12 protein-coding genes are annotated in these 12,984 nt (G+C 62.7%); 11 read left to right on the plus strand and 1 reads right to left on the minus strand.

What is annotated here, in order from left to right; genetic code table 11:
* From FY112_RS05990 to FY112_RS06035, 10 genes are all read left to right on the plus strand, one after another.
* Positions 1-629, plus strand: a 629-nt coding sequence (locus FY112_RS05990; RefSeq protein WP_151517959.1) for a cell division protein FtsQ/DivIB, incomplete at its 5' end; no start/stop codon positions are given.
* Positions 626-1,957 (plus strand): cell division protein FtsA, encoded by a 1,332-nt coding sequence (gene ftsA, locus FY112_RS05995; RefSeq protein WP_003561012.1) that lies wholly within the window; start codon positions 626-628, stop codon positions 1,955-1,957. The genes FY112_RS05990 and ftsA, both read left to right, overlap by 4 nt.
* A gap of 55 nt (positions 1,958-2,012) precedes the next feature.
* Positions 2,013-3,731, plus strand: a complete 1,719-nt coding sequence (gene ftsZ / locus FY112_RS06000) for a cell division protein FtsZ (protein WP_151517960.1) — start codon at positions 2,013-2,015, stop codon at positions 3,729-3,731.
* Positions 3,732-3,992: 261 nt separating this feature from the next.
* Entirely contained in the window at positions 3,993-4,949 is a 957-nt protein-coding gene (lpxC, locus tag FY112_RS06005) for a UDP-3-O-acyl-N-acetylglucosamine deacetylase (RefSeq protein WP_151517961.1), read from the plus strand.
* 258 nt (positions 4,950-5,207) lie between these two features.
* Positions 5,208-6,077 carry an outer membrane protein assembly factor BamD gene (locus FY112_RS06010; RefSeq protein WP_017961290.1) on the plus strand — a complete coding sequence of 290 codons (870 nt, stop codon included), beginning with the start codon at positions 5,208-5,210 and terminating at the stop codon, positions 6,075-6,077.
* A gap of 5 nt (positions 6,078-6,082) precedes the next feature.
* Positions 6,083-7,756, plus strand: a complete 1,674-nt coding sequence (recN, locus tag FY112_RS06015; RefSeq protein WP_151517962.1) for a DNA repair protein RecN — start codon at positions 6,083-6,085, stop codon at positions 7,754-7,756.
* 99 nt (positions 7,757-7,855) lie between these two features.
* Complete coding sequence (locus FY112_RS06020; protein WP_131645308.1) at positions 7,856-8,383, plus strand: DUF6886 family protein; 528 nt, start codon at positions 7,856-7,858, stop codon at positions 8,381-8,383.
* Positions 8,384-8,495: 112 nt separating this feature from the next.
* Positions 8,496-10,652 (plus strand): NAD-dependent DNA ligase LigA, encoded by a 2,157-nt coding sequence (ligA, locus tag FY112_RS06025; RefSeq protein ID WP_131628497.1) that lies wholly within the window; start codon positions 8,496-8,498, stop codon positions 10,650-10,652.
* A 43-nt stretch (positions 10,653-10,695) separates the two neighbouring features.
* Positions 10,696-10,995 (plus strand): type II toxin-antitoxin system HigB family toxin, encoded by a 300-nt coding sequence (locus FY112_RS06030; protein ID WP_131710109.1) that lies wholly within the window; start codon positions 10,696-10,698, stop codon positions 10,993-10,995.
* Complete coding sequence (locus tag FY112_RS06035; RefSeq protein WP_065280673.1) at positions 10,992-11,372, plus strand: helix-turn-helix domain-containing protein; 381 nt, start codon at positions 10,992-10,994, stop codon at positions 11,370-11,372. Before FY112_RS06030 ends, FY112_RS06035 begins: the two co-directional genes overlap by 4 nt.
* Before the next feature lie 45 nt (positions 11,373-11,417).
* Here the strand turns inward: FY112_RS06035 and FY112_RS06040 are convergent, their stop codons facing one another.
* Positions 11,418-11,954 carry a GNAT family N-acetyltransferase gene (locus FY112_RS06040; RefSeq protein WP_017961284.1) on the minus strand — a complete coding sequence of 179 codons (537 nt, stop codon included), beginning with the start codon at positions 11,952-11,954 and terminating at the stop codon, positions 11,418-11,420.
* A gap of 282 nt (positions 11,955-12,236) precedes the next feature.
* Here FY112_RS06040 and FY112_RS06045 point away from each other — a divergent pair, with 282 nt between their 5' ends.
* Positions 12,237-12,827 carry a 3'-5' exonuclease gene (locus tag FY112_RS06045; RefSeq protein WP_077978781.1) on the plus strand — a complete coding sequence of 197 codons (591 nt, stop codon included), beginning with the start codon at positions 12,237-12,239 and terminating at the stop codon, positions 12,825-12,827.
* Positions 12,828-12,984 lie beyond the last annotated feature (157 nt).

The raw sequence follows: 12,984 nt of genomic DNA on the forward strand, positions 1-12,984 counted from the left end.
AGACCTCCGAAATCGAGATCCTGCAGTTGATCGGCCTTGACGGCACGACCTCGCTGGTCGCCCTCGACGTCGATGCCGCCCGCAGGAAGATCGCGCATCTTCCCTGGGTCGAAAATGTCGAGGTCCGCAAGATTTATCCGAAGACGATCGAGGTGAAGCTCAAGGAGCGCCAGGCCTATGCGATCTGGCAGCACGGGCAGGAGCTTTCCCTGATCGAGAAGAACGGCAGCGTCATTGCGCCGCTACGCGACAACAAGTTTTCGGCGCTGCCGCTCGTCGTCGGCCGCGATGCCGAAACGGCGGCGGCTTCGCTCGACGAAGCCTTCTCGAAGTGGCCCGACGTGAAGGCCCGCGTGAAGGCCTATGTCTGGATATCCGGCCGTCGCTGGGACCTGCACATGGACAACGGCGTCGTCGTCAAGCTGCCGGAAGACGGTATCGACCAGGCACTGGCGACGCTTTCGAAGTTCGACAAGGAGCATCAGCTCCTGGAGCGGGACATTGCCGCAGTCGATCTCAGGCTGGCCGACAGAACCGCGATCCAGCTGACGCCGGAGGCGGCGATCCGCAGGCAGACGGCAGTGACGGAGCGTACGAAAGAATTGAAGAAGGCGGGGCAGAATATATGAGCTTGTTCGGTTCATCCCATTTCGGATTGCCGCGCCTGAAGCCGCTTTCGTCGAAGCGGTCACATGTCGTTTCGGTGCTCGACATCGGTTCGACCAAGGTTGTCTGCATGATCGGCCGGCTGACGCCGCGCGAGGAAAGCCAGATACTGCCGGGCCGCACGCACAATATCGAGATCATCGGCATCGGCCACCAGCGCTCCCGCGGAATCAAGACAGGCGTCATCGCTGATCTCGACGCGCTGGAAGGCGTCATCCGCCTTGCCGTCGACGCGGCCGAGCGCATGGCGGGGCTGACCGTCGAAAGCCTGATCGTCAACCTGACGGCCGGCCGTCTCGGCAGCGATATCTACACTGCGACGATCGATCTTGGCGGCCAGGAAGTCGAGCTCAACGATCTGAAGAAGGTGCTGTCGGCCGCTTGCCAGCAGTCGCTGCGCCAGGACCGTTCGGTGCTGCATTCGCTGGCGACCGGCTTCTCGCTCGACGGCGAGCGTGGCATTCGCGATCCGCTGGCGATGTATGGCGATGCGCTCGGCGTCGACATGCATGTCGTCACGGCGGAGCGCTCGGCGCTGAAGAACCTCGAGCTTAGCGTCAATCGTGCGCATCTGTCGGTCGAGGGCATCGTTGCGACGCCCTACGCATCGGGCCTTGCGGCTCTCGTCGACGACGAGGTCGAGCTCGGCTGCGCGGCGATCGACATGGGCGGCGGTACGACGACGATCTCGGTCTTTGCCGAAGGCAAGCTCGTTCATACGGATGCCGTCGGTCTCGGCGGTCATCACGTCACCACAGACCTGGCGCGCGGCCTTTCGACCCGCATCGAGGATGCAGAGCGGCTGAAGGTCGTGCATGCCTCGGCCCTTTCGAATTCCTCCGACGAGCGTGAGCTGATTTCGATCCCGCCGATCGGCGAGGACGATCGCGACCAGCCGTCGCAGGTGCCGCGGGCGCTGGTTTCGCGCATCGTGTCGGCCCGAATTGAGGAGACGATGGAACTGATCCGCGACCGTATTCAGCGCTCCGGTTTCAGCCCGATCGTCGGCAAGCGCGTCGTGCTGACCGGCGGGGCGAGCCAGCTGACCGGCCTTGCCGACGTGGCGCGGCGCATCCTTGCCCGCAACGTCCGCATCGGCCGCCCGATGGGCGTCTCGGGGCTGCCGACGGCGGCCAAGGGCCCGGCCTTTTCGACGGCCGTCGGCCTGATGATCTATCCGCAGGTCGCGGACATGGAGACACATGCGTCACAGAGCGGTCTGCTCATGTCGCTTGGGGGAAATAACAGCCGCATAGCCCGCATGGGCCAGTGGCTGAAGGAAAGCTTCTGAAATTGCGTAATTGGCCGGCGTGGCGATGCGGCCAGAGAGAGAAGGAACAGGTACCATGACCATCAAGCTGCAAAAGCCTGACATCACAGAGCTGAAGCCGCGCATCACCGTGTTCGGCGTTGGCGGCGGTGGCGGCAATGCCGTCAACAACATGATTACCGCCGGCCTCCAGGGCGTCGACTTCGTCGTCGCCAACACGGATGCGCAGGCGCTGACGATGACGAAGGCCGAGCGCATCATTCAGCTCGGCGTCAACGTCACCGAAGGCCTCGGTGCCGGCTCGCAGCCGGAAGTCGGCCGCGCGGCCGCCGAGGAGTGCATCGACGAGATCGTCGATCACCTGAACGGCACGCATATGTGTTTCGTCACGGCCGGCATGGGCGGCGGCACCGGCACAGGTGCTGCCCCGGTTGTCGCACAGGCGGCCCGCAACAAGGGCATCCTGACGGTCGGCGTCGTCACCAAGCCGTTCCATTTCGAAGGCGGGCGCCGCATGCGCCTGGCCGAGATGGGCATCCAGGAACTGCAGAAGTCTGTCGATACGCTGATCGTCATTCCGAATCAGAACCTCTTCCGCATTGCCAACGACAAGACGACCTTCGCCGATGCCTTCGCCATGGCTGACCAGGTTCTCTATTCGGGCGTTGCCTGCATTACTGACCTGATGGTCAAGGAAGGCCTCATCAACCTCGACTTCGCCGACGTCCGCTCGGTGATGCGCGAGATGGGCCGCGCGATGATGGGCACCGGCGAAGCTTCCGGCTCCGGCCGCGCGCTGCAGGCCGCAGAGGCTGCGATCGCCAACCCGCTGCTCGACGAAACCTCGATGAAGGGCGCCCAGGGCCTGCTGATCTCCATCACCGGCGGTCGCGACCTCACCCTCTTCGAAGTCGACGAAGCCGCGACCCGCATCCGCGAGGAAGTCGATCCTGACGCCAACATCATCCTCGGCGCCACCTTCGACGAATCGCTCGAAGGCATCATCCGCGTCTCGGTCGTCGCAACCGGCATCGACCGGGCGATGAACGAAGCCGCCGAGCGCAACTTCCAGCCGGCAGCAAGGCCTGCTATCCGTTCCTCCGCGGCTGTTGCTCCGGCAGCGGCCGCAGTTCAGCCTGCCCCCGTGATGCAGGCACCGAAGGCCATGGATCCGATCGCGCAGACCATCCGCGAAGCCGAGATGGAACGCGAGCTCGAAATTCCGGCCCCGCGTGCTGCCGCACCGCTGCAGCAGCCGGCGGCACAGCAGGAAACCTTCCGTCCGCAGAGCAAGATCTTCGCGCCTGCACCGGAAGCTCCGGCAATGCGTCCTGCACCGGTTCAGCAGCAGGCTCCGGCGCCCGCCATGAGCCAGCCCGTCATCAGCCAGCCGGTGCAACAGCAGCCCGTCCGGCAGGAGCCGATCATCCGTCAGGCGCCCGAACCGATGCGCATGCCGAAGGTCGAGGATTTCCCGCCCGTCGTTCAGGCCGAACTCGATCACCGTGCGCAGCCGGCTTCCGCGCATGCGGCGGAAGAGCGTGGTCCGATGGGCCTGCTCAAGCGAATCACCAATTCGCTTGGCCGCCGCGACGACGACGCCGTTGCCGCCGATATGACCGCCGCACCGCCGGCCGCTTCGCAGCAGCGCCGTCCGCTGTCGCCGGAGGCAAGCCTCTATGCACCGCGTCGCGGCAACCTCGACGACCAGGGCCGCGCGGTTCCGCAGGCCCGGATGATGCAGGAAGACGACCAGCTGGAAATCCCGGCATTCCTGCGTCGCCAGTCAAACTGAGGCCGTGCTTCGGCACCGTTCATGCCCGGGATCAAGGTCCCGGGCATAGCTGTTTTTCCGCCTGCGATTCGCAAGCGATTTCAATCGTGTGGCTTCGTAACAAAGCGAAAGAAACAGTGATTTGGATTGGAGCGCCGGCGCACGTAAGTATGGTGCAATGAAACTGCCCCAGGAGACCTTTCCACAGGCTCCGGCTGCAGAATAAACGATGACCGCGCCGATCGGACAGACCGCCGGTGCGGAAGAATAAAGGCAGAATTTATGGCAATTGGCTTGCTTGGTTTTCAAACGACGGTATCGCGCCCCGTGACGCTTTCGGGCATCGGGGTCCATTCGGGCGCTGACGTTTCGATCACCCTGAACCCGGCCGAATCGGGCACCGGCGTCGTTTTCCAGCGCCTGCATGCCAGTGGCGACATCACCGAACTCAAGGCCGTTTCCTCGCAGGTCGGCAATACCGACCTCTGCACCGTGCTCGGCTTTTCGCCCGCCCATTCGGTCGCGACGATCGAGCATGTCATGGCCGCCGTCTATGCACTCGGCCTCGACAATGTGGTGATCGAGGTGCAGGGCTCCGAAATGCCGATCATGGACGGCAGCTCGCTGCCCTTCGTCGAGGCGATCGAGCAGGTCGGTCTCGTCTCGCTCGGCGTCAAGCGCCGCTATATCCGTATCACCAGGCCGGTGCGAATCGAGTATGGCGGCTCCTGGAGCGAATTCCGCCCCTATGACGGCACGCGCTTCGAAGTCGAGATCGATTTCGATTGCCCGCTGATCGGCCGGCAGAAGTGGGCCGGCGACATGACCGCCGCCGTCTTCAAGGCCGAGCTTTCCCGCGCCCGCACCTTCGGCTTCATGCGCGATGTCGAGCGTCTCTGGGCGTCGGGCCACGCGCTCGGCTCCTCACTCGAAAACTCCGTCGTCATCTCGGACGACAACACCGTCATCAACGTCGAAGGACTGCGTTACGCCAAGGACGAATTCGTCCGCCACAAGACGCTCGATGCCGTCGGTGATCTGTCGCTTGCCGGCGCCCAGTTCATCGGCTGCTACCGTTCCTATCGCGGCGGTCACAAGATGAATGCCAATGCGCTGAAGGCGCTGCTCGCCGATCCCTCCGCCTACGAGGTTGTGGAGACGTCGACGCCGCGCCAGCGCGTCGCTGCCCGCGAACTGATCGCCGTCAGCGCTTCGGAATTCGCTCCCTGGTCGGCATGACCTCCAGCATATTCTCAAGACCAGGCCGCCTCTTTCCCGGAGGCGGTTTTTTTATGTCCGACCGCGTCTGCGGCGATATGCCGATGCTTGGCCGCCACAGGTCGGGAAGAAGTTGAAAAGCCGGTCATTTCTGCGGCTGCTGCCACAAAAATGCGTTAATGCCTTATCATTGCGTTGCTCTTGATGCACATTTGTGGCTAGAAACGCCAGCGAGGCGTGGCTGCCGTGGAGAGAGCGGCAGCAGTGGGGTTCTTTCGAATGGGTTATGCAGGATCTGAAGGTATGATGAAGACAGCGCGTGCTTTGTTCGCATCGCTTCTGGTGCTCAGCGCAGGCGCCTTGATCTCCGGTTGCCAGTCGGACCCCGATATCGACATCACCAAGCTCGGCCTCGAAACCGATCCGCCCGACGTGCTCTACACGCAAGGCCTTGCCAATATGAAGGCCGGCAACATGGCGGAAGCGGGGCGCAAGTTCGACGCGATCGACCGCGAGAACCCGTTCTCCGAATGGGCGCGCAAGGCGCTTGTGATGAGCACCTTCGTCAAATACCGCCAAGGCCGCCTGGACGATGCGCTTGCTTCCGGCAACCGCTACATGTCGCAATATCCGAAATCCCAGGATGCCGCCTATGTGCAGTATCTCATCGGTCTCACCTATTCCAAGCAGATCGTCGACGTGACGCAGGACCAGCGTGCCTCGGCCAAGACGATCGAGGCGATGCAGGCCGTCATCGACAACTATCCGAACTCCGAATATGTCGACGACGCACAGGCCAAGATCCGCTTTGCGCGCGACCAGCTCGCCGGCAAGGAAATGCAGATCGGCCGCTATTACATGGAGCGGAAGGAATATCTCGCCGCGATCTCGCGCTTCCGCATCGTCGTCGAGAAATATCCGAATACGAACCAGATCGAAGAGGCCTTAGCGCGTCTCGTCGAAGCTTATTACGCGATGGGCATCGTCGACGAGGCGCAGACAGCCGCTGCCGTTCTCGGTCACAATTATCCTGACAGCCAGTGGTATGCTGATTCCTACAAGCTGCTGCAGAGCGGCGGTGCCGAGCCGCGTGAAAACAAGGGCTCGTGGATCGCCGCAGCGGGCAAGAAACTTCTTCTCGGTTCCTGAGGCCAATGCTGATCCAGCTTTCGATCCGCGATATCGTCCTGATCGAGCGGCTGGATCTTGCCTTCGAGACCGGCCTCTCCGTGCTGACGGGCGAGACCGGGGCGGGCAAATCCATCCTGCTCGACAGCCTGTCGCTGGCGCTCGGCGGGCGCGGCGACGGCGGCCTGGTGCGCCATGGCGAGGACAAGGGCCAGGTGACGGCGGTGTTCGACGTCGGCACGGAACACGGCGCCCGCACCCTCCTGCGCGAAAACGGCATCGACGACGAGGGCGACCTGATCTTCCGCCGCCAGCAATCGGCGGATGGGCGCACCAAGGCCTATGTCAACGACCAGCCGGTCAGCGTGCAGCTGATGCGCCAGGCCGGTCAGATGCTGGTCGAAATCCACGGACAGCACGACGATCGCGCCCTTGTCGACACCAATGCCCACCGCACGCTGCTCGATGCCTTCGCCGGCCTCACCGACGAGGTTTCGGAGGTCTCCCGGCTCTATCGCCTGTGGCGCGACAGCGAGCGGACGCTGAAGAAGCACCGCGAGAAGGTGGAAAGCGCGGCGCGCGAAGCCGATTACCTGCGCTCTTCCGTCGAGGAGCTCGAGAAGCTCTCGCCGCAGGATGGCGAGGAGGAAGAGCTCGCCGATCGCCGCCAGAAGATGATGAAAGCCGAGCGAATCGCCGGCGATATCGCCGAGGCGTCCGAATTCCTGAACGGCAATGCCTCGCCGGTGCCCCATATCGCCTCGCTGGTTCGCCGGCTGGAGCGCAAGAGCCATGAGGCCCCAGGACTGCTCGAAGACACCGTGACGCTGCTCGACGCCGCGCTGGACCAGCTTTCCAACGCGCAGATGGAAGTCGAGGCGGCACTGCGCAAGACCGAATACGATCCAAGGGAGCTGGAGCGAGTGGAAGAGCGGCTTTTCGCGCTCAGGGCCGCCTCGCGTAAATATTCCGTGCCCGTCACCGAGCTGCCGGCGCTTGCTGTGCGCATGATCGCCGATCTTGCCGATCTCGACGCGGGCGAGGAGCGGCTTGCGCGGCTCGAAGCCGAGGTTGGCCTGGCTCGGGAAAATTACGATGCGGCGGCGCGCTCGCTGTCCGACAAGCGCCATCATGCCGGCACCGCACTGGCTGGGGCCGTCATGGCCGAGCTGCCGGCGCTGAAGCTCGAACGCGCCCGTTTCATGGTCGAGATCACCACGGATGCGGGCGAGGCGCTGGCCGAAGGCATCGACGTCGTCGAGTTCCATGTCCAGACCAATCCCGGCACGCGGCCGGGCTCGATCATGAAGGTCGCCTCGGGCGGCGAACTCTCGCGTTTCCTGCTGGCGCTGAAAGTGGCGCTCGCCGATCGCGGATCGGCCCCGACGCTCGTCTTCGACGAAATCGATACCGGCGTCGGCGGCGCGGTGGCCGATGCGATCGGTCAGCGGCTGAAGCGGCTGTCGGAGCGGGTGCAGGTGCTGTCGGTCACGCATGCGCCGCAGGTCGCGGCGCGGGCGGCGACGCATCTCTTGATTTCCAAGGGACCGTCGGCCGACGGTTCGGAAAAGATCGCCACCCGCGTCGCGACGATGGCGCAGAAGGACCGCACCGAGGAGATCGCCCGTATGCTAGCCGGGGCTTCGGTCACCGAAGAGGCGAGGGCGGCGGCGAAGCGACTGCTGGCCGGCAACGGCTGATTTTTCTTCCGATGCTCTTCCCGCCCGGGCCAGCGGGATGACAATCATCCTGCGGCGCGATATGGGCTGAAACTTCCCGATCGGCGACGAGCTCATGCCATGAGGCTTTTCCATTTCAGCGACGATGCCGGTATTGCGGCGTTCGAGCCACGCCCGGTTCGCGTCCCGTCTGCCCGTGCGCCCGGCCGAGAATGGCTGAACGGTCCACTCGTCTGGGCAATCGATGCCGATCATGATTTCATGTATCTCTTTCCGCGCGATTGCCCCCGCATCCTGCTCTGGGCGACAGCCGATACGTCGGAGGCCGAACGGCGGCGCTGGCTCGGCGACTGGCGGGCCGTCGCTTATGTCGAGCGCCATTGGCTGGAAAGGCTCGAAGCGGAGACGATCCACCGTTACGAGATGCCGGCCGAGAGCTTCGAGGATCTGGATGATGCGGGCATGTGGGTGGCCCGCAGACGCGTCATTCCCCTGGAGAGGACCGCCATTTCGCGGCTCGACCAGGAGTTTTCGCCGCGCAGGGTAGAGCTTCGGGTGGTCGATAGCCTGCGGCCGTTGAAGGGCCTCGGGAACACCAGCCTGCATGTCAGCGGCATCCGGCTGCGCAACGCCAGGGATTGGGAATAGGCCGGGTAGACCAATCTTCCCGATGCAGGATATCCAGCCTCTCTTTTCATCCGGCAATTTTGCTCTAAAAACAATCCAGATTTTCTGGCCAGATTCTCTGGAGTGATGTTCCATGTCCACCGAAGGTTTCACCGTCGACACGTTGACGATCGAAGAGGCCGCCGCCGAGCTCGAGCGGCTGGCAAAGGAGATTGCGCACCACGATGCGCTCTACCACGGTAAGGACCGGCCGGAGATTTCGGATGCCGATTACGACGCACTGAAGCGCCGCAACGATGCGCTGGAAGTGCGGTTTCCCGAGTTGATCCGCGAGGACAGCCCATCGCGGCATGTCGGTGCGGCGCCCTCCGTCACTTTTTCGCCCGTCGTTCATGCGCGGCCGATGCTGTCGCTCGACAACACCTTCTCGCAGGAGGATGTGCAGGATTTCGTCGCGGGCGTCTATCGCTTCCTCGGCCGGCTGCCGGATCAATCGATCGCCTTTACTGCAGAGCCGAAGATCGACGGCCTGTCGATGTCTATCCGTTACGAGAACGGCAGGCTGGTGACGGCAGCGACGCGCGGCGACGGCACGACGGGGGAGAATGTCACCGCCAATATCCGCACCATCGCCGAGATCCCCAACGAGCTGCCGAAAGGTGTTCCCGCTGTCGTCGAGATTCGCGGCGAGGTCTACATGGCCAAGAGCGACTTCCTGGCGCTGAACCGGCAGATGGAGGCGGAGGGCAAGCAGACCTATGTCAATCCGCGCAATACCGCCGCCGGGTCGCTGCGCCAGCTCGACGCCAAGGTGACGGCGAGCCGCAAGCTGAAGTTCTTCGCTTACGCCTGGGGTGAGATGTCGGAGATGCCTGAAGATACGCAATTTGGGATGGTGCAGACCTTCAAGGACTGGGGTTTTCCCATCAATCCGCTGATGAAACGGCTGAACTCGGTCGCCGACATCCTGTCGCATTATGACGAGATCGGCCTCGATCGCCCGGATCTCGATTACGACATCGACGGCGTCGTCTACAAGGTCGACAGCCTCGAGCTGCAGGCCCGCCTCGGCTTCCGCTCGCGCTCGCCGCGCTGGGCGACGGCGCACAAGTTTCCTGCCGAGCAGGCTTTCACGATCGTCGAGAATATCGACATTCAGGTCGGCCGCACCGGCGCCCTGACACCCGTCGCGCGATTGACGCCGATCACCGTCGGTGGCGTGGTCGTCACCAATGCGACGCTGCACAACGCGGATTACATCAGGGGCATCGGCAATAGTGGCGAGCGCATCCGCGACGACGAGCACGATATTCGCATCGGCGATACCGTCATCGTGCAGCGCGCAGGTGATGTGATCCCGCAGGTGCTCGACGTCGTCATGGAGAAGCGGCCGGCCGAGGCCAGGCCCTATGAATTTCCGAAGACCTGCCCGGTCTGCGGTTCGCATGCCGTGCGTGAAAGACATGAGAAGACCGGCAAGCTCGATTCGGTCACCCGCTGCACCGGCGGCTTCATTTGCAGGGCGCAGGCGACAGAGCATCTGAAGCACTTCGTTTCGCGAAACGCCTTCGATATCGAAGGGCTCGGTTCGAAGCAGATCGATTTCTTCTTCGAAAACGAGGACGCGTCGCTGCAGATCCGCACCGCGCCCGATATCTTCACGCTGGAGAAGCGTCAGCAGCAATCGCTGACCAAGCTGGAGAATATCGACGGCTTCGGCAAGGTCAGCGTCGGCAAGCTCTATGCGGCGATCACCGAACGGCGCAGCATTGCGCTCCACCGCTTCATCTACGCGCTCGGCATCCGTCATGTCGGCGAGACCACGGCGAAGCTCTTGGCGCGCTCCTACGGTGCCTATGCGGCCTTTGAAGCCGCAATGCGCGAGGCCGAGGCGCTTTCCGGCGACGCCTGGAACGATCTCAATGCCATCGAGGGTATCGGCGAGGTCGTGGCGCGGGCTATCGTCGAATTCTACAAGGAGCCGCGCAATGTCGAGGTGATCACCCGACTGCTTGAGGAAGTGACGCCCGAGGAGGCCGAACAACCGAAGACGGCAGGCAGCCCGGTTGCCGGTAAGACCGTGGTTTTCACCGGCTCGCTGGAAAAGTTTACCCGCGACGAGGCAAAGGCGAGGGCGGAAAGCCTCGGCGCCAAGGTGGCGGGATCGGTCTCGAAGAAGACCGACATCGTCGTCGCTGGCCCCGGCGCCGGCTCCAAGCTCGACAAGGCGCGCGAACTCGGTGTGCAGACGATGGACGAGGACGAATGGCTGGCACTGATTAGCGGGTGAGGCCGCTGATTGACGTGTTCCCAATTTGGGAATAGATTGACCTATGCAGATCATTGCGAAATCGGCGCTTCGAGCATTCTGGGAGCGCCACCCACAGGCAAGGACCTCGCTTAGCGTCTGGTATTCGACCGTCAGCAGGGCGGAATGGACGGGTCCATCGGATATCAAGACGATGTTCGGAGCAAATGTGGATTTCGTAGGCGACAACAGGATTATTTTCGATATCGGTGGCAACAAATACCGGCTGATCGTGCATGTCGCCTATCGATACCGGCGAGTCCTCATCAAGTTTGTCGGTACACATGCGGAATATGACAGGATCGATCCGGAGACAGTGGGATGAACAATATCAGACCGATCAAGACGGCCGCGGACCTTGAATGGGCCATCGGCGAGATCACGCCTTATTTCGACAATCCGCCGGAGCAAGGAACGGCGGAGGCCGATCGTTTCGATGTGCTTGCGGATTTGATCGAGGCCTATGAGAACCGGCATTTTACGGCGGAGGAACTGACGCCGATCGATTTTCTCAGTGGTTTCATGGAGATGACAGGCCGCAAACAGAGCGACCTTGCCGAAGTGCTAGGCTCTCGTTCGCGTGCTTCGGAAATTCTCAATCGCAAACGTGCGCTGACCGTCGAAATGATCTTCAAGCTGCAGGAAGCCTGGGGTGTTCCGCCAGAGTGCCTTGTGAGACCCTATACGCTCGCCGTCGCCTGATTGTGGCTCGGGAGGCTGGCGGCGAGCCGCCAGCCTCCCGCTCGCTCATAACCTGAGCCGCGCCATCGTATAGGCGTCGACATATTCCCCTGATCGAAAGCCGAAGGCCTTCAGCAGGCCTTCCTGCTCGAAGCCGAATTTCCGGTAGAGGCCGATGGCGACATCGTTATCGGTGTAAACAGTCAGTTCCAGCCGTTTGATATCGAGCCAGTCGTCGGCAGCATCGACCATCGCCCCGAGCAGGATCCGTCCGAAGCCGCGGCCGGTGAAATCGTCATGCACGCCCATGCCGATGCTGGCGACGTGCTGCCTACGGCCGGAGAGGCGGTTAAGGCCGCCATTGCCGACGATCCTGCCATCCAGGGTGACGACGAGGTTGAGCGCGCCTGGCGACGGATTCTCCATATACTTGCGAACCTCCTCGACCCGCTGGTAGGGCGGCCGCAAGGTGCCGGCCCGGTAGCCGGGCAGATTTATGAGATCGGTGATCTCCTCCGCATCGGACAGGCGAACGGCGCGCACGAGAACGCCATCCGGCAGGCGCGCTCGGCCACGAGGTTCATTCTCTTCGTTTTCAGACATTCATGCTCTCCGTTTGTTTCAGGAGGAGAGCCGGCTTTACGAAAACCCTGCTCGCCTCGGCAGGGTTTTCGGGATGATCGGATCGCTGCTAACGCGCCATCGCTCCCGCATACCCTGCAAGGGTCGTGGTGTGATGGATAAGCGCTGCCATGGTTACGGAACCGATCATGGCAGCAAGTTTCGATATGGGGGTTAAAAAGTCAACCGGGCATCGTGTCGAATTTGCGCGGCCGGAAGCGGGGCGGTATTCCTGTTCCCGACGAAACGATTCGGACTGCGGCATTGAAAACCATCGCGATTGACTTCGAGACGGCGAACGAACAGCGCGGCAGCGCCTGTTCTGTCGGCCTTGCCTGGATCGAGGACGGCAGGGTGACGCGCGTCGAGGAGCGGCTGATCCGGCCGCGGGACATGCGCTTTTCAGGCATGAACATCGCGATCCATGGCATCCGGCCGGAGCATGTCGAGGACGCGCCCGAGTTTCCCGAGGTAATGGATGAGTTCGAGGAGGATTTTCGGGGCGCGACGATGATCGCGCACAATGCCGCCTTCGATTTCAGCGTCTGGCGGGCAAGCCTCGATCTCTACCGGCAGTCCTATCCGGAGCTTACCTATCTCTGCAGCCTGAAGATGGCGCAACGGATCTGGCCGCATTTCCTCTCGCACCGGCTGAACCTGATCGCCGAGCATCTCGGCCTGCGTTTCGTGCACCACAACGCCGCCGAAGATGCCGCCGTCTGCGCAGCGGCCGCAATCGAGATGGCTAGGGCCGTCAAGGCCCATGCCGTCCACGCCATACCGGCATTGATCGGCATGAGACCCGGCCGGCTGACGGCGCGGGCCTACGAGCCCTGCACCTGCCGAAAAGGCTGATCCCTTTCTGCAAACGTCGTTTTCTTGCAAAGCATGGGTGCATGCTTATCTAGAATGCGGATTATTCAGGGAGCCGCCATGTCCAGACTGCGCAATCTTCTCCTCGCCGCCTTCTCTTTTGCCGCCGTTTCCGCAGGTGCTGCCTCGGCCCAAGTCG

It is taken from the genome of Rhizobium sp. PEPV16, from assembly GCF_008919455.1.
Classification (GTDB): domain Bacteria; phylum Pseudomonadota; class Alphaproteobacteria; order Rhizobiales; family Rhizobiaceae; genus Rhizobium; species Rhizobium leguminosarum_Q.

What these genes read in the sequence shown, in the direction of transcription:
- ftsA (WP_003561012.1), top strand. Translation starts at nt 626, where the DNA reads ATGAGCTTGTTCGGTTCATCCCATTTCGGATTGCCGCGCCTGAAGCCG.
- ftsZ (WP_151517960.1), top strand. Translation starts at nt 2,013, where the DNA reads ATGACCATCAAGCTGCAAAAGCCTGACATCACAGAGCTGAAGCCGCGC.
- lpxC (WP_151517961.1), top strand. Translation starts at nt 3,993, where the DNA reads ATGGCAATTGGCTTGCTTGGTTTTCAAACGACGGTATCGCGCCCCGTG.
- FY112_RS06010 (WP_017961290.1), top strand. Translation starts at nt 5,208, where the DNA reads ATGGGTTATGCAGGATCTGAAGGTATGATGAAGACAGCGCGTGCTTTG.
- recN (WP_151517962.1), top strand. Translation starts at nt 6,083, where the DNA reads ATGCTGATCCAGCTTTCGATCCGCGATATCGTCCTGATCGAGCGGCTG.
- FY112_RS06020 (WP_131645308.1), top strand. Translation starts at nt 7,856, where the DNA reads ATGAGGCTTTTCCATTTCAGCGACGATGCCGGTATTGCGGCGTTCGAG.
- ligA (WP_131628497.1), top strand. Translation starts at nt 8,496, where the DNA reads ATGTCCACCGAAGGTTTCACCGTCGACACGTTGACGATCGAAGAGGCC.
- FY112_RS06030 (WP_131710109.1), top strand. Translation starts at nt 10,696, where the DNA reads ATGCAGATCATTGCGAAATCGGCGCTTCGAGCATTCTGGGAGCGCCAC.
- FY112_RS06035 (WP_065280673.1), top strand. Translation starts at nt 10,992, where the DNA reads ATGAACAATATCAGACCGATCAAGACGGCCGCGGACCTTGAATGGGCC.
- FY112_RS06040 (WP_017961284.1), bottom strand. Translation starts at nt 11,954, where the DNA reads ATGTCTGAAAACGAAGAGAATGAACCTCGTGGCCGAGCGCGCCTGCCG.